The organism is Azospirillum soli (assembly GCF_017876165.1).
In the GTDB taxonomy this organism is placed as follows: domain Bacteria; phylum Pseudomonadota; class Alphaproteobacteria; order Azospirillales; family Azospirillaceae; genus Azospirillum; species Azospirillum soli.
This window is the reverse complement of sequence record NZ_JAGINQ010000010.1, coordinates 160,751-181,470: the sequence shown is the minus strand read 5'-3', so window position 1 is coordinate 181,470 and position 20,720 is coordinate 160,751. Positions and strand designations below refer to the sequence as shown.

Here is a 20,720-nt window from a genome sequence, read left to right as displayed (position 1 = left end):
TTAAGCGTCGTTTGTCGAGGACAGCGCGACCGGGTCGCCCAGCGTGACCCGGCCGCCCTCGACCACACGGGCGTAGACGCCGCACTGGGTGTGGTCGTAACCGCGTTCCAGAATCGGAAGCACGTTCAGGTCGCGCGCGCCGGTGGCGGGGTTCACCTCGCAGGCCGGGCGGCATTCCGTGTGGTCGCAGATGCGCAGCGTCGCGCCGCCGATTCGCAGCAAGCCCCCGATCCACTGGCGCTCCACCCACGGTTCCAGCCCGTCAATCATCAGGTTGGCGCGGAAACGGCGCGGATCGACCGGCTGCTTGGCCACCCGCTCCTCCAGATCGCGCACGCTGGCGAGGTTCAGGATGGAGATGGCCGCCTCTTCACGGTCGGTGAAGGCGAATCCCTTGGCCTCGGCCAACTTCGGCAGGCCGGGCGCGGCCCCCGCCAGATAGGCGGCGAAGAACTGTTCGATCAGCATGCGGCCCATCGGCTGGTCCAGCCGGCCGCGCGAGACCTGCTTGCCGGCGCGCCGGATGATCAGCGATTGGGTCGCCTCGTCGAATTCGGTGTCGAGCAGCGCCAGCTTCTCGTTCCGGTCCAGCGTGAAGAAGTCCTCGTTGGGCCGCCAGCCCTCGAAATCCGGGTCCAGCGCCGCCGGCCCGTGCAGCAGGCCGAAACGTCGGTCGAACGGCAGGGATTGCCCGCTGGCGAGGTCCACGGCGGGCAGGTCTTGGCCGCTCAGGCCCTTGACGGGGTAGCGGCGGATGGCGGCGACGGTCGCGTTCATTGCAGTGCACAATGGTGGCACTGGTTCGATTCTGTCAACCGGTGCAAACGGAAACCGTCACCAGCGTTCAGCGGGAAGCTGCCGGCCCAGGAACTCCTCCAGTCGCCGCCGCGTCGCCGGGGACAGGTCGTCCGGCAGCTGGTCGAGCCGGAAGAAGCGCGTTTCCAGGATTTCCACCCCATCCGCCTTGGGCGTTCCCGACCAGGACTTCGCGATGAAGACGGCCACATGGTCGCTCGCCCCATGGCGGAAGCGGGCGTACATGCCCAACGGCTGCGGGTCGGCCTCGACGCTGATTCCCACTTCCTCGCGCACCTCGCGGCGCATGGCCTCGACCAGCGTCTCGCCCTTGTCGACGCCACCGCCGGGGAAGTGCCAGCCGCCGATGTAGGAATGGCGGATCAGCAGCACGCGCCGGGCCCCATCCTCCGACTCGTCCACGATGATCGCCCGCACCCCCATGGTCAGCGGGCGGGCGACCCAGTGCCACAGGTTGCGGGCATGCCAGGCGAGGCGGAGCAGGGGGGCGGCGAGGGTCGGCGGCACGGTCGGGCGGCGGGTCGTGAGGTCTATGGCCGTCATGAAGCGGATCCGCTGTCGGGGCAGAACGTCGGGCCTCGCGGCCGGAAGTCCGAAACCCTAGCCGCTCACACACCTCTTGCGATAGACACGCATTCGGCGCATGCGGGGCGTAAGGCTTAGCCTCGGCGGCGGTCGTATCCTTCAATAACCACGCATCAAGGGTGGTCTTGCAACCGCCCTGGGCTATACCACATCTACGGCAACACAGCATCCTTGTGGATCGCACACCTCACGTGGATCGGGCTGACCGGGCTGCCTAGCGGACGGTCGGCCATGAAAGGGAGCACATCATGGACTTCGAAAAGTACACCGAGCGCAGCCGTGGCTTCGTGCAGGCGGCGCAGACTCTGGCTTTGCGCCGCGGGCACCAGAGGCTCACCCCCGAACATCTGCTGAAGACCCTTCTGGACGATAAGGAAGGGCTGGCCGCCAATCTCATCCGCGCGGCCGGCGGCGACCCGGCACTGGCGCTGTCGGGCGTGGACGCCGAACTGGACAAGCAGCCGAAGGTGGAAGGCAGCGGGGCGGGGCAGGTGTACCTGTCGCCGGAACTGGCGCGCGTCTTCGAACAGGCCGAACAGATCGCCCAAAAGGCGGGCGACAGCTACGTCACCGCCGAGCGCATCCTGCTCGCCCTCTCCATGGCCGACGGCACGCCCTCGGCGAATGTCCTGAAGCGCGCGGGCGTCAACCCGCAGGCGCTGAACAACGCCATCAACGAGATCCGCAAGGGTCGCACCGCCGACACGGCCAGCGCCGAGCAGGGCTACGACGCGTTGAAGAAGTACGCGCGCGACCTCACCGAATCGGCGCGCGAAGGCAAGCTCGACCCGGTTATCGGCCGCGACGAGGAAATCCGCCGCACCATCCAGGTCCTCGCCCGCCGCACCAAGAACAACCCCGTCCTGATCGGCGAGCCCGGCGTCGGCAAGACCGCCATCGTCGAAGGCCTCGCCCAGCGCATCGTCAAGGGCGACGTGCCGGAAGGCCTGAAGAACAAGAAGCTGCTCTCGCTCGACCTCGGCGCGATGGTCGCCGGCGCCAAGTACCGCGGCGAGTTCGAGGAGCGGCTGAAGGCAGTCCTCCAGGAAATCCAGGCGGCGGCCGGCGAGATCATCGTCTTCATCGACGAGTTGCACACGCTGGTCGGGGCCGGCAAGGCGGACGGCGCCATGGACGCCTCCAACATGCTGAAGCCCGCGCTGGCGCGCGGCGAACTGCACTGCGTCGGCGCCACCACGCTGGACGAGTACCGCAAGCACATCGAGAAGGATGCGGCCCTGGCCCGCCGCTTCCAGCCCGTCTTCGTGCCCGAGCCGACGGTGGAGGACACCATCTCCATCCTGCGCGGTCTGAAGGAGAAGTACGAGGTCCACCACGGCGTGCGCATCACCGACAGCGCCATCGTGGCGGCCGCGACCCTGTCCAACCGCTACATCACCGACCGCTTCCTGCCCGACAAGGCCATCGACCTCGTGGACGAGGCGGCCAGCCGCCTGCGGATGGCTGTGGATAGCAAGCCGGAGGAGATCGACGAGCTGGACCGCCGAATCATCCAGCTGAAGATCGAGCGCGAAGCGCTGAAGCGCGAGTCCGACGAGGCCTCACGCACCCGTCTCGCCAACCTGGAAGGCGAACTGGCCGACCTCGAACAGGAATCGGCGGAACTGACCGCCAAGTGGCAGGCGGAGAAGGACCAGCTCCAGGGCGCCCAGAAGCTCAAGGAGGATCTGGAACGCGCCCGCACGGAGTTGGAACAAGCCCAGCGCGATGGCAATTGGGGCCGGGCCGGCGAGCTCGCCTACGGCGTGATCCCGGAGCTTGAGAAGAAGCTGAAGCACGCCGAGGAACACGCGGCCAACCGCATGCTGAACGAGGAGGTGCGCGACACCGACATCGCCAGCGTGGTCAGCCGCTGGACCGGCGTGCCCGTGGACAAGATGCTGGCCGGCGAGCGCGAGAAGCTGCTGGCGATGGAAACCCGCCTGAAGACCCGCGTGGTCGGCCAGGACGAGGCCATCGTGGCGGTGTCCAACGCCATCCGCCGGGCGCGCGCCGGGTTGCAGGACCCGCACCGCCCCATCGGTTCCTTCCTGTTCCTCGGCCCCACCGGCGTCGGCAAGACCGAGCTGACCAAGGCGCTGGCCGAGTTCCTGTTCGACGACGAGACCGCGATGGTTCGCCTCGACATGTCGGAATACATGGAGAAGCACTCCGTCGCCCGCATGATCGGCGCGCCTCCGGGCTATGTCGGCTATGAGGAGGGCGGGGCGCTGACCGAGGCGGTCCGCCGCCGGCCCTATCAGGTCGTGCTGTTCGACGAGGTGGAGAAGGCCCACCCGGACGTCTTCAACGTGCTGCTCCAGGTGCTCGACGATGGGCGCCTGACCGACGGGCAGGGGCGGACAGTGGACTTCCGCAACGTGGTCATCATCATGACCTCGAACCTCGGTTCCGACGTGCTGGCCAGCCAGCCGGAGGGCCAGGACTCAAGTGCCGTGCGCGACGAGGTGATGGAGGTGGTGCGGGCGCACTTCCGGCCGGAATTCCTGAACCGGCTGGACGAAATCCTGCTGTTCCACCGCCTGAACCGCAGCCACATGGGCGGGATCGTCAAGATCCAGTTGGGCCGCCTGACCAGGATGCTCGCCGACCGCGACATCACGCTGGAGGTGGACGAGCCCGCGACCGAATGGCTGGCTGAGGCCGGCTACGACCCGGTCTACGGGGCGCGGCCTCTGAAGCGCGTGATCCAGCGGGAACTTCAGAACCCGCTCGCCACCATGATCCTGGAAGGCCGCGTCAACGACGGCCAGACGGTGAAGGTGGGCGCGGAGGCCGGCGAGCTGACCATCAACGGCCTACCCGTCTCGGCGCAGGTCCGCGCCGCGTCGACGCAGCCGGTTACGACGGTGCATTAAAGCAACGAAAATCCCTCTCCCGCCTCGGCGGGAGAGGGAAGGGACCCATGGCGTGGCCATGGGAAGGGGCCATGGGAAGGGTGATGGCTGGGAGGGAACGGAGACGGCTCGGAAGCATCAGTGACTGGCCGTGGTCTCCCGCTGCTCCAGGCTGATGTATTTCCGTGTGATCGGCTCGACCATGTCCTTCATCTTCTGCGCCATGGCCTCTTCTTCGCGAAGAGACTGCTGGAAGCCGGTGATCTTGCTGTATCCGGCGGCCTCGGCCATGACGATCAGAGCCTTGTAGGCCGCAACCTCATAGTTCTCGAACGCGTGGTTCGCGAACATGTTCTTCAGGATCTCATCCTTGGCGGGGGTGTGCGCCACGGCGGCCACGTTCCCCATCAGGCCGAAAATGGCCTGCTTGATGGTGGATGGGCTGGTCTGCAACTCGCTCATCGCCTCTTCAAGGCGCTGGCGCTGCTGTTCGGTCTCATGGATGTGCGCGCGCAGAGCCTGTTCCAGCTCCGGATAGTTTTGCAGCCGTTCCACCTGCCGGTTCATGATCTGCAACGCTTCCATTTCCAAAGCGTGGGTGTTGTGGAGGCCGGCAACAAGAATGTCGCGTATGGCGCTGGACGAAGTCATGTCTTTGAACTCCATCATATAACCAGATACGCGCCATCAACTGCCAACTTCCCGAAACGTTCCCTCTCGAAAAATCAAACAGCACTGCAATTCATTATGGCGAAGGTGATTTCGTCTTAATAACGCTTGGTGCGGAGTACTGCCCAACGTTTTATACGATGGGGGAAAGCAATTGGATCGCTGTCGAGATCGTTTACCCCACCAAGCCGATCCGGTTCAGCCGCAGGGCCTTCAGCCAGCCGGACGGATCGTCCAGGCGCGTGTTGAAGTCCACAGAGAAGTGGCGCAGGTCGGCTCGCCCGATCAGGTTTTCGGCCGGGACGAAGCCCACGCCGCCGACTTGCTCCGGCACGCGGCTGTCCAGAGAGTTGGTGCGGTGGTCGCCCATCATGAAGTAATGGCCCTCCGGCACGCGGTAGGGCGGCGTGTCGTCCACGGCGGTCAGATGCCCGTCGTGCAGGATGCGATGGCGGACGCCGTTCGGCAGGGTCTCAATGTATTGCGGAATGCGCCGTGCCACACCACCGGCGCCTGCGTCCTCGAAATCGGCGATGCGCTCCAGCGTCACCGGTGTGCCGTTGATGCGCAGCACCCCGCCGGTCACCTGCACCGTGTCGCCGGGCAGCCCGACGACGCGTTTCACATAGGTCTGTTCGGTGTCGCGCGGCAGGCGGAAGACCACGATGTCGCCGCGCTCCGCCGGGTGGCCCAGCAGGCGGCCCTCGAACAGGCGCGCGTTGGCCGGCAGGGAATAGCGGCTGTAGCCGTAGGGGAATTTGCTCGCGAAGAGGAAGTCGCCGACCAGCAGCGTCGGCTCCATGGAGCCGGTGGGCACATGGAACGGCTCGGCCACCGCCGTGCGCACGCCGAAGGCCAGCAGCACCGCCACGGCCACCGTGCGCGCGGTGTCCAACCAATTGGTCTTGTCGTTCATGCGAACCGTCCTCTCCCGGCAACCGGCGCCCAGCCTAGCAAAGCCGCCAAGGCTCGGCCAGCGGGCAAGCCCGTTTGTCGGCTCGCGTCTCACGCGACGAATTCGCGCGCCACCGCCGCGAAATGGCAGGCGGCCGCCACGACGACCAGCGCGTGCCACACCGGCACGTGGTAGGGCAGATGCTGCTTGGTGTGGATGACCGCCCCGACCGTGTAGATCACGCCGCCGACCGCCAGCAGCGCCAGCGTCGTCGGCGCCAGTGATCGCCACATCGGTCCCGCGACCGACAGGATAGCCCAGCCCAGCCCAAGATACAGCGCGAAGCCCAACCGCTCGTACCGCCAGGGGGCGACCAGCTTCAACACGACTCCGCCCAGCGCCACCGCCCACACGGCGACGCCCAGCACAGGTCCGCTTGCACCGTCCAGCCGGTTCACGGTGAAGGGGGTGTAGCTGCCGGCGATCATCACATAGATCATGGCGTGATCGATCCGGCGCAGCATCGCCTTGCGCGGTCCGGGCCGTGCCGCGTGATAGGCTGCCGAGGCCGTGAGCATGCCGACCAGACCGGCCCCATAGGCGACCAGCGAGGCCATCTCGGCGGCGGACACGCGGCCCGCCGTGACGCTCAGTAGCCACGAGGCGCCGACCAGCCCCGCGATCACGCCCAGCGCGTGGACGATCAGGTCCGCCGCGCGCTCACGCGCCGTATAGACGGGAAAATCATGGGAAGCGTCCGCCACCATGCCCTTCAGCCTGCCGGAATGGCGTGCGGAAGAAAATTCCCCTCCAGGAGGGGGCCGCGCTCTTGTATCCTAACCCTTCAGGCGGACCAAATGGATGTGCCGCGACACAACCTGTCTTCCTTTGTGCAAGAAAGTTAAGGAAGTCCGTCGCGCCCGGCGCTAATGTCCGCCTTCCGCGTCTGAACCATTCCAATGACCATGACCCGACTGTCCAGCCTCGCGGCGGGCGCCCGCGACACCGTGCCCATGCTGGTGGGCGCCGCCCCCTTCGGCGTGATCTACGGCACGCTGGTGACGGCCGGCCCGCTCGCCCCCTGGCAGGGGCAGTTGATGTCCCTGTCGGTCTATGCCGGCTCCAGCCAGTTCATCGCGCTGGGACTGGTGGCCGGGCACGCCGGGCTGGCGGTGATTTGGCTGACCACCTTCATCGTCAACCTGCGGCACATGCTCTACGCCGCGACGTTGCTGCCCCACGTCGCCCATCTGCCGGCGCGCTGGCGCTGGCTTCTTGGCTTCCTGCTGACCGACGAGACCTTCGCGGTCATGGCCGGCTACTACGCCCGCCATCCCAAGGCGCCGCTCGGTCATTGGTATTTCCTGGGGTCGGCGCTGGCCATGTACGGCAACTGGCAGCTCTGGACGCTGGTCGGCTTGCTGTTCGGCGCGGCCTTCCCGCAGCTTCAGTCGCTCGGCCTGGATTTCGCGATGGTCGCCACCTTCATAGCCATCGTGGTGCCGCAGCTGGCCAGCCTGCCGCATCTCGCCGCCGCGCTGGCCGCCGGGGCGGTCGCCCTGATCGGCCAGGATTTGCCTTACAAGCTCGGCCTGATGGCAGCGGTTCTGGTCGGCGTCGCCGTCGGCCTCGCCCTGACGCGCTGGCGCGCGCGCGGCCTTGCCCGGCAGGAGGAGGCCGCATGACCAACACTATCATGATCCTCGGCATGTCGGCGGTGACGGTGTTCCTCAAGGCCGCCCTGTTCATCGCCGGCGACCGCATCACCTTCCCGCCTCTGCTGAAGGAGGCGCTGGGCTTCGTGCCGGTGACCGTCCTGACGGCGATCATCGTGCCGATGGCGCTGGCTCCGAACGGAGAAGGGTTGGAGCTGACGTGGCGCAACCCGCAGCTGGTCGGCTCCATCGCCGCCATCCTCGTCTGCGTCGCGACGGGGCGACAGCTGCTGACCATCGTCGTGGCGCTCGCGACCTTCTTTTTCTGGCAGCTTGGCGTTCTTGGCTGAGGTCATGCCACAAACAGTGCATAGCCTTCATGCTGCGGCGCGGTGGCGCGGCGGCACCCGCATCCTGTATGGTCGCGCCATCGAAAGGGCTAGCCCATAGGATCGAAGATGTCTCGGCTCGTGCGTCTGCTTCCTCTGTCCCTGGCGGTGGCCGGTGCGGTTCTGCTTCCCGCCTGCGAAACGCGCGACCGCGTTCCCCGTCCGCCCGTCGTCCAGACGGCGCCTTCGTCCGGTCCGGGTCTCGACCAGATGTTCGGCGAGTGGGAGACGGACAAGGCCACTCAACTGCGCTCACAGCCGTCCAACAGCGCCCCCATCGTCGCCTCGCTGGCCGCCGGCCAGCCGGTGAAGGCTCTGGGCCGCGCGCGCGGCACCGACTGGGTCGCGGTGCAGGCCGGCGGCTCGACCGCTTACGTCCGCATGCACCTGCTGCGCCTACGCGGCAACGAGCCCCGGACCACCAAGGGCACGACGACCACCCTCGCCAAGCCCGTGGACAACGCCGGCCCGACCATCAAGGCCGCTCCCCGCCGCAAGATCGAAGCGGCGCCGATCCCCAACTGATACCGAATCGGCCTCCGCTCACCGAATTGGGTAGGTCACCACATCGACGGTGGTCTCGACCGCCTTGCCGGTGATGCTGACGGCCGTGCCGGCCACGCTGGCCGCACCACTGACCACGCCGCAGCCGGCCAGCCACGCCGTCAGGGGGAGAAGCAGAAACCAGCGCCGCATGATGCTTGCTCCAGAAACGAGAACGGTGGCGATTGAACCACGCCAATCGCCACCGTTCCGTTAAAGCGAACTGTCGTTCACTTTAAATTCATATGGCCTCACTTGCCGGCCGGGCTTCGGACGCATGGGCGTCCGGGCCCGCGGTTGCGGTCCAGAGCGGATCGAAATCCGCTCTAATGCCGGGCCGCTGCCAAGCCGTTGGAAGTCCCTCAGAACTCCTTCCAATCGTCGTCGTCGCTGATGTTGCGCTTCAACGCGCTGCCGGCCCCGGCGGGCTTGGCGACCGGCTTCGCCGCCGGCTTTGCGGCCACGCGGGCTGCCGGCCGGGTCGCGGCGATGGTCCGCTGCGCCACAGGCCGTGTCGCCGTGGCGACCGCCTGGACGGCGCGCGCGTCCAGCTTGAAGAAGCCGATCAGCGTCTTCAGGTCGGCGGCCTGACCGGTCATCGCCTGGGCGGCGGCGGTGGTTTCCTCGACCAGGGCGGCGTTCTTCTGGGTCATCTCGTCCATCTGGGCGACGGTGGCGTTGATCTCGTCCAGGGCGGAGGCCTGCTCGCTGCTGGCCGACGCCATCTCGGCGATCAGGCTGGCGACCTGCTGCACGCCGGAGACGATGCCCTCCAGCGCGTCGCCGGCCTTCTTGACCAGTTCCACGCCGTCCTTCACCTGACTGTCGCTGTCCAGGATCAGGCCCTTGATCTCCTTGGACGCCTGGGCGGAGCGCTGCGCCAGCTGACGCACCTCCTGCGCCACCACGGCGAAGCCGCGCCCGGCATCGCCCGCCCGCGCCGCTTCCACCGCCGCGTTCAGCGCCAGCAGGTTGGTCTGGAAGGCGATCTCGTCGATCACGCCGATGATGTCGGTGATCTTGCGGCTGGCGCCTTCGATGCGCTTCATCGCCTCGATGGCCGAGTCCGCCACGCCGCCACCCGACTCGGCTGCCGTCCGCGCCTCGCTGGCCATGGTGTTGGCGCGCTGGGCGTTGTCGGCGTTGGAACGCACGGTGGCGCCCAGCTCCTCCATGCTCGCCGCCGTCTCCTCCAGCGAGGAGGCCTGCTGCTCGGTCCGCTCGGCGAGGTCGGCGGAACCGGTGGACACCTCGGCAGCAGCCGACGCGATGGTCTCGGCCGCTTGGGTGATCTGCCCGACGATTTCGGAGAGCTTGGCGGAGGTGGCGTTGACGTCGGTCTTCAGCTTTTGGAAGGCACCTTGGTAATCGCGCTCGACGCGCTTGTTCAGGTCGCCCTGAGCCAGCGCGCCCAGCACCGTGCCCAGGTCGTCGATGACCGCCTCCACCGTGTCGGTCAGGCGGTTGATGCCCTCCGACATGGTCTTGTAGAAGCCGTCCTTGCCGGCCAGATCGAGGCGGCGCGACAGGTCGCCCTTGGACACGCCGTCGATCAGCGCGGCGATCTCCTCGCCGATGGCCTTCTCGCGGGCGCGCTGGGCCTCGTCGGCGCGGCGCTCGGCTTCCAGCCGTTCGCGCTCGGCCTCGTCCATGCGCTTCTTCTGGATGGCGTTGTCCTTGAACACCTCCACCGCCTTGGCCATCCGGCCGATCTCGTCCCGGTTGGCCAGGGCCGGAATGGTCACGGTCAGGTCGCCCTCGGCCAGCTTGGTCATCGTGCCGGTCATCTCGACCACCGGCTTGACGATGGAGCGTGCCACGGCCCACGCCACCAGCAGGCCGACCAGCAGGGCCGCCACGGCGATCCAGATGTCGGCAGACATGGTGCCTTCCATGGTCGCCTGCATCTCGTCATGCATGACCTTGCGGGCCTGGGTCTGCATCTGTACGGTCTTGGCGGCCAGATCGCCGAATTCCGCCGCCTCTTTGGCCATCACGTTGAAAGCCAGGTCCTGCGTTGCCATCACGGCGGCGGCCACCTGGGCGAACGTCTCCACATAGCGGTCGGACAGCTGGTCGGTTTCCTGCGCCAGCCGCTTGCGCTCCGGGTTCCGCAGCCGTTCGGCCAGGGGGTGAAGCAGCGTGTTGAAGGCGTCGTTCCGGATCTTCACCTCGTCCGCCAGCGTCTGGTTCGGCTCGATCAGGAAACGCAGGGCGGCGAGGCGCGCCCCCATCAGCTTTTCCTGCGCGGCGCCGGTCAGCGCGGCGGCCTCCTGGTCGCCGTCGGCGGCGGCCGTGGCGAGGATCCTTTCCAGGTTGGCCGTGGCCTTCGCCCCGATGGGGTTCAACTGCTCGGCCACCAACTGGTCGCGCCGCTCGCGCACCTCGGCCAGTTTGCCGAAATTGGCCTGATAGCTTTGGAAATACTGGATCATCCGGTCCAGGTTGGCACGGCGGCCAGGATCGAGCGTGGCGTCGCGGGCGGTCCGCAGCTCATGCTCCAGCGTCTTCTGGATCTCCTTGACCCGGCCGATCATCGCGTCGTCGCCGGTGAAGGAGTAATTCAGGACGTTGCGCCGCATCTCCGCCACCTTGGCCTCCAACTCCGCCACGCGGAGCGAGTTGTCGGAGATGCTGGCATAGCGGTCGAAATCGGCGTCCGTGGTGGACAGCGCGCGCACCCCGACGGCGACGACGAGGCCCAGCAGCGCGAGGATCAGCAGGAAGCCCGAATAGATGCGGGTTCCCACCTTGAAGCGGCCGGAAAAGCTGGCGTTCTGCATGGTCGGATGAATCCCAGCGAGCGATAATGCCGTGACCATACGGGATCCGTGTTTCAACTCTCTTTACTTTTTGACGAAAATCTAATGTTTGCGGCGGTTCACCGCAGGGCAGCCATGCGCGGGGGCACGGCAACCCTTTGCGAACGCGCCCCGGGCGCCTAGGTTAGGGCAGCCCGTCTCCCCGAAATTCCCCCTGAGTCTGTTTCCATGCGCCGCAGCCGATCCGCCAGCCCCGTCCCCAACTACGCCGAGGCGGCGTCCAGCACGGGCGAGTTCGCGGCCCTGCGCTCGCTCCTGCCGTATCTCTGGCCGCGCGATTCGGTCGAGATGCGCGTCCGCGTGGCGCTGGCGATGCTGCTGCTGGTCGGGGCCAAGGCGGCGAACGTCTACGTTCCCATCTTCTACAAACAGGCGGTGGACGCGCTGGCCCCGGCGGAAACCGGGGCGGCAGTGGCGATCCCGCTCGGCCTTATCGTTGCCTACGGCTTGGCGCGCGTGATGTCGCTGGTCTTCGCGGAACTGCGCGACGCCGTCTTCGCCAAGGTGGCGCAACGCACGATCCGGCGGGTCGCCCTGTCGGTCTTCCGCCATTTGCACGCCCTGTCCCTGCGCTTTCACCTCGAACGGCAGACCGGCGGCCTGACCCGCTCGCTGGAGCGCGGGACGCGGGCCATCGAATCGCTGCTGCGCTACACGCTGTTCTCCATTGTGCCGACTCTGGTGGAGATCGGGCTGGTCTGCGTCATCCTGTGGCGGATGTTCAACGGCTGGTTCGCGCTGGCGACCTTCGTGACGGTGTTCGGCTACATCGCCTACACGTTCTTCGTGTCGGAATGGCGCATCCAGTTCCGCCGCGCCATGAACGACACCGACAGCAAGGCCAACACCAAGGCCATCGACAGCCTTCTGAACTACGAGACCGTCAAATATTTCGGCAACGAGGAGCACGAGGCGCGCCGCTACGACGCTGCGCTCGGCTCTTACGAGCAGGCCGCCGTGAAGAGCCAGCAGAGCCTGTCGTTCCTGAACATCGGCCAGTCGGCGATCATTTCCCTGGGCCTCGCGGTCGTCATGGGCATGGCGGCGCGCGGCATCGCCAACGGTTCGATGACGCTGGGCGACTTCGTTCTGGTCAACACCTACCTGTTGCAGCTCTACCAGCCGCTGAACTTCTTCGGCGTGGTCTACCGCGAGATCAAGCAGTCGATGACCGACATCGAGGCGATGACCAAGCTGCTGTCCGTGGACCGGGAGGTCGCCGACAGCTCCGACGCCAAGCCGCTCGTCGTCACCGGCGGCGAAATCCGGTTCGAGACCGTCGAGTTCGGCTACGACCCGCGCCGTCCGATTCTGAAGGGGGTGGATTTCACCGTGCCGGCCGGCAAGACGGTCGCCATCGTCGGCCCGTCCGGCGCCGGCAAATCGACCATCAGCCGCCTGCTGTTCCGCTTCTACGACGTGTCGGCCGGCCGCATCCTGATCGACGGGCAGGATTTGCGCGACGTGACCCAATCGAGCCTCCGCGCCTCCATCGGCATCGTTCCGCAGGACACGGTGCTGTTCAACGACACGGTCTATTACAACATCGCCTACGGCCGCCCCGGCGCCTCCCCGGTGGAGGTCGAGCAGGCCGCGAAGCTCGCCCACATCCACGACTTCGTGATGGCGCTGCCCGACGGCTACCAGACCACGGTGGGCGAGCGCGGGCTGAAGCTGTCCGGTGGTGAGAAGCAGCGCGTCGCCATCGCCCGCACCATCCTGAAGAACCCCGGCATCCTCCTGTTCGACGAGGCGACCAGCGCGCTGGACACCCACACCGAGCGCGAGATCCAAGCCAACCTGCGCGAGGTCAGCCGTGGCCGCACCACCCTGGTCATCGCGCACCGCCTGTCCACGGTGATCGACGCCGACGAGATTCTCGTGCTGGAAGCCGGCCGCGTGATTGAGCGGGGCCGCCACGCCGACCTGCTGTCGCGCGGCGGTGCCTACGCCGCGCTGTGGGCGCGCCAGCAGGAGACCTCACAGGGCCCCGAGCCCGTCCCCGAAGTCCTCGCCCCGACCTGACCGCCAAACACCAACGGAGCCCCCATGGGACCGGCCCGGCAAGCCCTGCGCGCGGCGACTCAAGTGATCCACGACCGGCTGGACAAGGCTCCGGTCCTGCGTCCGCTGACCAGCCCCGCGATCACCGTGGCCCAATACCGCGCCGCCCTGGTCGCGCTGCACGGCTTCAACGCCCCCATCGAGCAAACCTTGGGTGAGGGCGCGCGCCTGGACCTGCTGCGCGCCGATCTCGCGGACCTCGGCCTTGATGCCGACTCGCAGCCGGTCGCCACCGACCTTCCGCCGCTGGACAGCCGCCCCGCGCGCCTTGCCGCCCGTTACGTGCTGGACGGCTCGGCCCACGGCGGACGCGCCATGCTGCCCAACATCACGCGAAGCCTCGGCTTTGACGGCACCCGCGGCGCGCGCTTTCTGGCCTCGTCCGGTATCGACATGGCCGGCCGCTGGAAGGCGCTCCTCTCCCAGTTGGAAACCGACCTTGCCAAGCCGGAATCCAGGGACGAGGCCTGCGCCACCGCCGTCGCGCTCTTCGCCGCGCTCGAACGCTGGCTGGACGGTCGCATGGAGGCTTTATCCTAAGGCTCCGCCCCGCTAGTTTCCCTTCCATGACGACCTCCTCCGCCCACACCCCCGCCGCGCTCGCCGAAGCGGTGCGCCGTGGGGACCGCCGCGCGCTCGCCCGCGCCATCACGCTGATCGAATCGACCCGCCGCGACCACCGTGCACAGGCCGACCAGTTGCTGGAGGCGCTGCTGCCCCACACCGGCAATTCGGTGCGCGTCGGCATCTCGGGCGTCCCGGGCGTGGGCAAGTCCACCTTCATCGAGGCGTTCGGGCTGCACGTCATTGGGCTCGGCCACAACGTTGCGGTTCTGGCCATCGACCCGACATCCCAGCGCACCGGCGGTTCCATCCTCGGCGACAAGACGCGCATGGTGGACCTGTCGCGCGAGGCCAACGCCTTCATCCGCCCGTCTCCCGCCGGCTCCACGCTGGGCGGCGTGGCGCGGCGCACGCGCGAGGCGATGCTGATCTGCGAGGCCGCCGGCTTCGACGTGATCGTCGTGGAGACGGTGGGCGTCGGCCAGTCGGAAACGGCGGTCGCCGACATGGTGGACCTGTTCATGCTCCTGCTGCTCCCCGCCGGCGGCGACGAGCTTCAGGGCATCAAGAAGGGCATTGTGGAGCTGGCCGACCTCCTGGTCGTCAACAAGGCGGACGGCGACCTCGCCGCGACCGCGCGCCACACAGTGGCCGACTACCGGCACGCGCTGATGCTGCTGCGGCACGGCGACTGGCGGGTGCCGGTGCTCAGCTGCTCGGCGGTCAACAAGGCCGGTATCGATCAGGTCTGGACCACCATCGGCGAGCACAAGGCCGCCATGGAGGCCTCCGGCGCTCGCGTCACGCGGCGGTCCGAGCAGGCCCGCGCCTGGTTGTGGAACGAGATCCGCGAGACGCTGGTGGAGGCCTTCCAGGCCCATCCGGCCGTTCGCGCCGACCTCGCCACGCTGGAAGCGCGGGTGACCGGCGGCGCCATTACCCCGACCGCTGCCGCCCGCGCGCTGCTGGAGAAGTTCCTGGGGCGCCCGGTGGAGTAGGGCGCGGCCGCGCAGCGCTCTTGCTGCGCTGCAACATTTTTATTGCAACGCGTCATTCCCGTGCATAAGGTGCAATGGGCGGGAAAGGAGCGCCTTTTTGGCGTTTGGGCGAAGGTTTTTGCCCGCAGTCTCCCGGAATGTTCGCCGGAGTTGGCCTTTCCGTTTCAGCCTCCGCGTCGATTCGCAGTCAGGAGACTTTAGGGATGAACGCCAATCTGTTGGGCCTTCTCGGGCAGTTCGGCACGCTCGCCAAGAACAACACCGAATCCAACGCCGCTCTGCCGACCCGCATCGCGGGCGTGTTGCAGGACGGCTACCGTCGCTGGTTCGACGGCGTGACCGCCAGCGTCGGCGAGACCACCCGCCTCGTCGGTGAGCTGAGCAAGGTCCGCAACCCCGCCGATCTCACCGCCCTCCAGCGCGAGTGGCTGAGCGTCGCCCAGGCCCGCGTCACCGATCAGGTTCAGACCTTCCTGGACGTGTCCTCCAAGCTGGCCGCCGAGGTTGGCGCCGTGCAGGCCTCCGCCGTCCTTGCCCCGATCCCCGCCCAGACGGCCGCTCCGAAGGCCGCCCCGGTCCCGGCTCCCGCTCCGGCTCCCAAGGCCCCCGCGCCCAAGGTTGCCGTGCCCAAGGCCCCCGAGGTGAAGGCGACGGCCCCGGCCGCCGCTCCGGTTCCGGCGCCCGCGAAGGTCGAATCGAAGCCGGCCCCGAAGGCCGCCGCGCCGAAGAAGGTCGCTCCGAAGGCCGAGGCGCCCAAGGCCGCCCCCAAGGCCGAGGCTCCGAAGCCCGCCGCCGCTCCGGCGCCCGCTCCCAAGGCTCCGGAAGTGAAGGCTCCCGAGGTCAAGGCTGAGGCCCCGAAGGTCGAAGCCGCCAAGCCCGCCCCGGCTCCCGCGCCCAAGGCTCCTGAGGTGAAGGTCCCCGAAGCGAAGGCCGAGGTGAAGGCCCCCGAGGTTAAGACCGAAGCCCCGAAGGCCGCCGCGCCCGTGGCCGAGTAACACCGGCATCGCGGGCCTCTCCAGCCAGGGGTCCGTCGATCGGCGCGCGCCCGTCTCTTCCTTCCTTGACGGGCGCGCGCTTGTTCGACTATAACGCCGCCTCTCTTCGGGTGGCATAACGCCCGGAACCGGGTTTCATTTGCTAAAATAAAGGATCAGTCCGATGGCACGTCGGTGCTCCGTGACCGGCAAGGGCACGCAGTTTGGCAACAACGTCAGCCACGCCAACAACAAGACCCGCCGCCGTTTCCAGCCGAACCTGCAGGAAACCTCGCTGCTGAGCGATGCGCTGGGTCAGATGGTGCGTCTGCGCCTCTCCACCAACGCGATCCGTTCGATTGAGCACAAGGGCGGCCTTGACGCCTTCCTGCTCGACGCGAAGGACGCCGTCCTGAGCGACGATGCGCGCCGCCTGAAGCGCCGCATCGCCAAGGCGCAGGACAAGCAGGCCGTCGCGGCCTGATCCCGGCCCGGGGGCGCTCTTCGCGCTCCCGACCGTCTGGTGTTGCTGCGGCGGAAGGTCCGCCTTCCGCCCACGGGCGATAGAGCCCCAAGCCAGGACGACTCCGACTCCCGGTTGTGAGTGTCGCGCGCGAGGCCGCAAGGTCCCGCGCGCGTTTTGTCGTGTGCGCGTTTCGGTACAGGCTGTTTCGCTGCAGGCTGTTTCGTTATAGGTTCAGGGCGCGTCAGAACGACTTCTGCACCCCGACCAGCACCCGGTAGCGCGGCGAATCGGGACCGAACCCGACGCCCACCCCGGCACCAACCGCCAGTTTCTCGGCCAGCATGTGCCGCACGCCGGCCTCCACGAAATTCCGGGCCTTGCCGTCTTCCTTCGACTCCTCGCGCACCACGTCGAAGGCCACCGCCGTCACCGGCGCCACCGCGACGTTCACGCCCGCCGCCTTCAGGAACCGGTTGTCGCGCTCGTCCGGGGCCGGGTCGAACAGGTGCCGCCAGCCGAGGTTCACATGCAGGCGCGGCGCCGTGTCGGACGTGCCCAGCGGCTGCGTCACGCGCAACGAGGCCCCGGCCTCGGTCGTCTTGCCGCCGGACCCGTAGGGCAGGGCGACCACCGGCTCGATGGAAAGGCCGAGTCGTCCCTGCGTCGGCGCCAGGATGTTGTATTCGGCCTTCAGTTCCAGGTCACCCTGCTGGGCGTCCTCAGCGTTGCCCAGGCGGTAGGCCGGTGACAGCTTCAGCGCCAAGCCGTCGGCGACTCCGACCTCGAATTCCGGATCGAGGGTAAACAGGTTGCGTCCGCCATTTTCCTTCAGCCGGTCGTAATAGCCGCGCATCTTCACATCGACGCTGCCCTTTTCGATCTTCGCGGCGTCCTCGATGCTGATCGGCAGGCCGGTGGACAGCTTCATGTGCTCCGCATCCTGCGCCTGCGCCAGCGCCATCCCCGGAAACATCGCCCCCAGCAGCACCGCGACACCCGCCAACCGCATCGTCCGCCCCCTTCCTGAAAGACTGCCGGCATCAACACCGGGAAGGGCTGGAAGGTCCGTGAATTTCCCGCTTGACCTTCCCATCGCTGGAAGGCGGACGCTCCTTGCATGACCACCTTTCAACGAAGGAGATCGACCATGGTTGCGTTCAAGGTTCCCGGCATGACCTGCGGCGGCTGCGCCGCGTCCGTGCGCAAGGCGCTCGGCGCCGTCGCCGGTGTCGAGGATGTGCAGATCGACGTCGCGACGAAGGACGTCCGCGTGACCGGCGCCCCGGATGCCGAGGCCCTGCGCAAGGCTCTGTCCAACGCTGGTTTCGACGCCGAAGGGCTCGCCTAAGGACGCGATTGAATCACGGCAAGGGGGGCAGGGAGACCGCCTCCCGGCCGGCGTCCTCCGCCGCGTTCGTCTTCGTCCGGTGCCGTTGGAGCGCTTGGCCGAGCTGACGCGGCGTAACCGGCTTGTGGATGAGCCCCAGTCCATGCTGGGCCGCGTCCTTGCGGCAGTCCTCCGCCGTTTCGCCCGTCAGGATCAGGCCGGGAATGTCGGCGTCGAACATCCGGCGGATGGCGGTGATGGCCTCGGTTCCCACCCGGCCGTTGCGCAGCCGGTAATCGACCACCAGAACGTCCGGCCGCCGCCCCATGCCCTCCAGCTTCTGCACGGCGTCCTGGGTGGAGCCGGCCACCAGCACGTCGTAGCCCCATTCCTCGAACATCGTCTTCAGGCCCAGCAGGACGATGGCGTCGTCGTCCACGACGACCGCGAACTGGCCGGTTCCCGGCCGCTCACGCGCGGGCGCGGCGATGAACGGCGTCGCCGCGGCGGTATGGCCGGCCGGCAGATCGATGCTGAACACCGACCCGCGTCCCGGCGCCGAGCGGACGGACACGGGGTGATCCAGCAGGGACGCGATGCGCCGCACGATGGCCAGCCCAAGGCCGGTGCCCTGCTGGCGGTCGCGTTCCGGATTGCCGACCTGATGGAATTCCTCCCAGATGCGCTCCAGATGCTCCGGGGGGATGCCGATGCCGGTGTCCGCCACGTCGATCACCACGCGGTCGCCGGTCCGCTTGCAGGCGATGCGGATGCCGCCCTTGGCGGTGTAGCGGATGGCGTTCTCGATGATGTTGCGCAGCATGCGCGCCAGCAGCGTCCGGTCGCTGCGGACGCAGGCGCAATCCGCGTCGATGTGAAAGCTCAGCCCTTTGCCGGACGCCACCGGCGTGTAGGCGACCGCCAATTCCTCGAACAGCCTGGCGAGGGGCACGTCCTCGATTACCGGCGTGACGATGCCGGCGTCCAGGCTCGACACGTCCAGCAGGCTGTCCAGCAGGCCCTTCAGCGCGTCAAGCCCGCGTTCCAGATGCATCAGCTTCTCGCGGCCGCCCGCGTCGCGGATGTGCGGCTGCAGGGCCTCGGTGAACAGGAACACCGACTGCAGCGGCTGGCGCAGATCGTGGCTGGCGGCGGCCAGGAACTTGGACTTCGACCGATTGGCCTGTTCGGCGCGGTCCCGCGCATCCTTCAACGCGCGTTCGGCGCGCCGGTTCTCGGTCACGTCCATCACTGTGCCGATCAGGCGGGCGGGGTGACGCCTGTTCGGTCCTTCGCCTCCCTCGCCCTCGAACAGCACCTTGCCCAGCGCCTCCAGCCAGCGGACCGTGCCGTCGGGCCAGAGCGCGCGGAAGCGCACGTTGTATTCTCCCGGCCCGTCCGGATCGAAGGCGCCGGCCTCCGCCTTGCGGACCTTGGCGATGTCGTCGGGGTGGACCCGCGACAGGTAGACGGCGCCGTTCACCTCCGCGTCCGGCGGCAGTCCGAACATGGCCTTGCAGCGCGGCGACCAGGTCAGCTTCCTGGCGGTGATGTCCAGGTCGAAGGTGCCGAGGCGCGCGGCCTCCGCCGCCAGCCGCAGGCGTTCGTCGTTGACGCGCGACCGGGTCTCGGCCTCCAGCGCTTCGGTGACGTCCAGGATCAACCCGTCCCAGATCACCGAACCATCGGCGGCCCGGCGCGTCTGAGCGAGGCTGCGCAGCGTGCGGATGCAGCCGTCGGGCGCCAGGATCTCCAGGTCGGCGGCGTAGGGTTCCCCGGTTCGGGCGGACCGCTCGATGGTGTCCTTCCACGTTTGGCGGGAGGCCGGGGTCATGCGGGTCTCGATGGCGCGGGCGAAGGCCTCGCCATCGACGCTGCCGGCCGCGATCCCGGTCGCGTCCGCCACCACGTGGCGGTAATTGCTGATGTAGGGGTAGCTGATGACGCCGTCCTTCAGGACGCGTCGGTAGAGCACTCCCGGAAAATGCGCGGCGATGTCACTCAGCCGGTTGGTCACGGCGCGTTCGGTTTCGACCTCCGCCACGATGCGCTCCGCCTCACGCTGGCGCTGGTGGGCGCGGATCTGTCCCCAGGCCAAGGCGGTGGCGCAGCACACCGCCAGCAGGCCGCCCAGCCCAGCAAGGATGACCGAGCGGTGCGTCGCCCACGTGACCGTGTCGGTGTCGTTTCCGGCCATCACCGTCCAGCCGGTCAGTTCGGAATGGACGGCGGCGCCCGTGACGGGCCGGCCGTTGGACGCCGGGATCGTGAAGATGCCGTTTCTGGCGGACGCTTCGGCAAGACCGTCCCGCACGCGTTGCGGGGGCAGGGCGCCGATTGCCGGGTCGAGCGCATGCGGCGAGGCGGTCCGCGCCACGAACCGGCCGTTCCGGTCGAGAATCCCCATCCGCCAGTCCTGGGGCGACACCTGTTCCCGCAGCAGTTGGGCCAGAGGATAGGCCGGCATGTAGGCGGTCAGCGCGTAACGCACGGCGCCATCCCGGATCACCGGCACGCGGACCAGCAGGAAAGGCACCGGGCTCCACTCCGGCATGCGCAGGATGTCGCTCACCTGCGGGCGGCCGGTGGTCAGGACGCGGTCCAGGCTTTCCGCCTCGATGGTCATCGGCAGCGGTTCGCCGTGAGGGATCCGGGTGTTCATGAGTTGCCGATCGCGCTGGTTCAGCACGATGGCGCCCCATGTCGGCTGGGTGTCCAGCACGCGCTGGGCCTGGATTCGAAAGGCGGTCAGGTCGGGTTTGTCGAGCGCCTCCGAGGTCGCCAGGGCGTTCAGCACGCCGAATTCGTTGGCGATCTGCCGTTCCACCGCGGACACAGCGCCGCTGGCCTTGGCGTGCAGCGCCTGTTCCACCACCGTCCGTCGCTCGTTCCCGTAGAGAAACAGCAGCACTGCTGCAAACAGTACGACTGGCAACGCGGCAACGGCGGCAAGCGTGGAAAGGCGTGTATCCAGCTTCATGGCGCCACGCTAGACTCGAGCGCTTAGAAAACCAAGGGTAATATGGTATTGAATGGTCAGACAATGCTTTTTCACTGCATTTTGCAGCTTCGCGAGATCCCTTTTAATCTTTTGC

19 protein-coding genes are annotated in these 20,720 nt (G+C 67.7%); 10 read left to right on the top strand and 9 right to left on the bottom strand.

The genetic code is table 11. The features are described 5' to 3' along the window. Together J2852_RS17460 and J2852_RS17455 are read right to left on the bottom strand one after the other, a co-directional pair. Nucleotides 1-777: an MOSC domain-containing protein gene (locus J2852_RS17460; protein WP_209877808.1), complete on the bottom strand. Its 777-nt coding sequence runs from the start codon at nucleotides 775-777 to the stop codon at nucleotides 1-3. Between the two features lie 57 nt (nucleotides 778-834). After that, nucleotides 835-1,359 (bottom strand): NUDIX domain-containing protein, encoded by a 525-nt coding sequence (locus J2852_RS17455; RefSeq protein ID WP_209877806.1) that lies wholly within the window; start codon nucleotides 1,357-1,359, stop codon nucleotides 835-837. 290 nt (nucleotides 1,360-1,649) lie between these two features. Here J2852_RS17455 and clpB point away from each other — a divergent pair, with 290 nt between their 5' ends. Continuing rightward, complete coding sequence (clpB, locus tag J2852_RS17450) at nucleotides 1,650-4,280, top strand: ATP-dependent chaperone ClpB (RefSeq protein ID WP_209877804.1); 2,631 nt, start codon at nucleotides 1,650-1,652, stop codon at nucleotides 4,278-4,280. Nucleotides 4,281-4,397: 117 nt separating this feature from the next. Here clpB and J2852_RS17445 read toward each other — a convergent pair whose 3' ends face one another. The 3 genes from J2852_RS17445 to trhA all read right to left on the bottom strand — a co-directional run bounded on the left by J2852_RS17445 (nucleotide 4,398) and on the right by trhA (nucleotide 6,590). Further along, complete coding sequence (locus tag J2852_RS17445; RefSeq protein WP_209877802.1) at nucleotides 4,398-4,910, bottom strand: ferritin-like domain-containing protein; 513 nt, start codon at nucleotides 4,908-4,910, stop codon at nucleotides 4,398-4,400. Between the two features lie 193 nt (nucleotides 4,911-5,103). Beyond that, nucleotides 5,104-5,844, bottom strand: a complete 741-nt coding sequence (gene lepB / locus J2852_RS17440) for a signal peptidase I (RefSeq protein WP_209877800.1) — start codon at nucleotides 5,842-5,844, stop codon at nucleotides 5,104-5,106. 89 nt (nucleotides 5,845-5,933) lie between these two features. Continuing rightward, nucleotides 5,934-6,590 (bottom strand): PAQR family membrane homeostasis protein TrhA, encoded by a 657-nt coding sequence (gene trhA, locus J2852_RS17435; protein WP_209877798.1) that lies wholly within the window; start codon nucleotides 6,588-6,590, stop codon nucleotides 5,934-5,936. A gap of 192 nt (nucleotides 6,591-6,782) precedes the next feature. Here trhA and J2852_RS17430 point away from each other — a divergent pair, with 192 nt between their 5' ends. The 3 genes from J2852_RS17430 to J2852_RS17420 all read left to right on the top strand — a co-directional run bounded on the left by J2852_RS17430 (nucleotide 6,783) and on the right by J2852_RS17420 (nucleotide 8,392). Then, the gene (locus J2852_RS17430; protein ID WP_246499770.1) at nucleotides 6,783-7,508 is read left to right on the top strand and encodes an AzlC family ABC transporter permease; all 726 of its coding nucleotides are present in this window, start codon (nucleotides 6,783-6,785) and stop codon (nucleotides 7,506-7,508) included. Further along, nucleotides 7,505-7,828, top strand: coding sequence for an AzlD domain-containing protein (locus tag J2852_RS17425; protein WP_209877796.1), 324 nt, complete (start codon nucleotides 7,505-7,507; stop codon nucleotides 7,826-7,828). The genes J2852_RS17430 and J2852_RS17425 overlap by 4 nt, the downstream gene beginning before the upstream one ends. A 120-nt stretch (nucleotides 7,829-7,948) precedes the next feature. Next, nucleotides 7,949-8,392 (top strand): SH3 domain-containing protein, encoded by a 444-nt coding sequence (locus J2852_RS17420; protein WP_343206773.1) that lies wholly within the window; start codon nucleotides 7,949-7,951, stop codon nucleotides 8,390-8,392. Between the two features lie 18 nt (nucleotides 8,393-8,410). Here the strand turns inward: J2852_RS17420 and J2852_RS17415 are convergent, their stop codons facing one another. Together J2852_RS17415 and J2852_RS17410 are read right to left on the bottom strand one after the other, a co-directional pair. Beyond that, nucleotides 8,411-8,563 carry a hypothetical protein gene (locus J2852_RS17415; protein ID WP_209877792.1) on the bottom strand — a complete coding sequence of 51 codons (153 nt, stop codon included), beginning with the start codon at nucleotides 8,561-8,563 and terminating at the stop codon, nucleotides 8,411-8,413. A gap of 209 nt (nucleotides 8,564-8,772) precedes the next feature. Further along, the gene (locus J2852_RS17410; RefSeq protein ID WP_209877790.1) at nucleotides 8,773-11,193 is read right to left on the bottom strand and encodes a methyl-accepting chemotaxis protein; all 2,421 of its coding nucleotides are present in this window, start codon (nucleotides 11,191-11,193) and stop codon (nucleotides 8,773-8,775) included. 207 nt (nucleotides 11,194-11,400) lie between these two features. On the opposite strand from J2852_RS17410, the gene J2852_RS17405 reads away from it, so the two are divergent. The 5 genes from J2852_RS17405 to rpmB all read left to right on the top strand — a co-directional run bounded on the left by J2852_RS17405 (nucleotide 11,401) and on the right by rpmB (nucleotide 16,316). Continuing rightward, a complete protein-coding gene (locus tag J2852_RS17405) occupies nucleotides 11,401-13,257 on the top strand; it encodes an ABCB family ABC transporter ATP-binding protein/permease (protein WP_209877788.1) in 1,857 nt (618 codons plus the stop codon). A gap of 24 nt (nucleotides 13,258-13,281) precedes the next feature. Further along, nucleotides 13,282-13,836, top strand: a complete 555-nt coding sequence (locus J2852_RS17400; RefSeq protein ID WP_209877786.1) for a biliverdin-producing heme oxygenase — start codon at nucleotides 13,282-13,284, stop codon at nucleotides 13,834-13,836. A 26-nt stretch (nucleotides 13,837-13,862) separates the two neighbouring features. Beyond that, nucleotides 13,863-14,858 (top strand): methylmalonyl Co-A mutase-associated GTPase MeaB, encoded by a 996-nt coding sequence (gene meaB, locus J2852_RS17395; RefSeq protein WP_209877784.1) that lies wholly within the window; start codon nucleotides 13,863-13,865, stop codon nucleotides 14,856-14,858. A gap of 203 nt (nucleotides 14,859-15,061) precedes the next feature. Continuing rightward, nucleotides 15,062-15,853 (top strand): phasin family protein, encoded by a 792-nt coding sequence (locus J2852_RS17390; protein ID WP_209877782.1) that lies wholly within the window; start codon nucleotides 15,062-15,064, stop codon nucleotides 15,851-15,853. Between the two features lie 163 nt (nucleotides 15,854-16,016). Then, nucleotides 16,017-16,316, top strand: a complete 300-nt coding sequence (gene rpmB, locus J2852_RS17385; RefSeq protein ID WP_209877780.1) for a 50S ribosomal protein L28 — start codon at nucleotides 16,017-16,019, stop codon at nucleotides 16,314-16,316. A 223-nt stretch (nucleotides 16,317-16,539) separates the two neighbouring features. Here the strand turns inward: rpmB and J2852_RS17380 are convergent, their stop codons facing one another. Then, nucleotides 16,540-17,307, bottom strand: a complete 768-nt coding sequence (locus J2852_RS17380) for a hypothetical protein (RefSeq protein WP_246499768.1) — start codon at nucleotides 17,305-17,307, stop codon at nucleotides 16,540-16,542. Nucleotides 17,308-17,445: 138 nt separating this feature from the next. On the opposite strand from J2852_RS17380, the gene J2852_RS17375 reads away from it, so the two are divergent. Beyond that, nucleotides 17,446-17,646: a heavy-metal-associated domain-containing protein gene (locus J2852_RS17375; protein ID WP_209877778.1), complete on the top strand. Its 201-nt coding sequence runs from the start codon at nucleotides 17,446-17,448 to the stop codon at nucleotides 17,644-17,646. Between the two features lie 13 nt (nucleotides 17,647-17,659). Here J2852_RS17375 and J2852_RS17370 read toward each other — a convergent pair whose 3' ends face one another. Further along, complete coding sequence (locus J2852_RS17370) at nucleotides 17,660-20,605, bottom strand: hybrid sensor histidine kinase/response regulator (protein ID WP_209877775.1); 2,946 nt, start codon at nucleotides 20,603-20,605, stop codon at nucleotides 17,660-17,662. Nucleotides 20,606-20,720 lie beyond the last annotated feature (115 nt).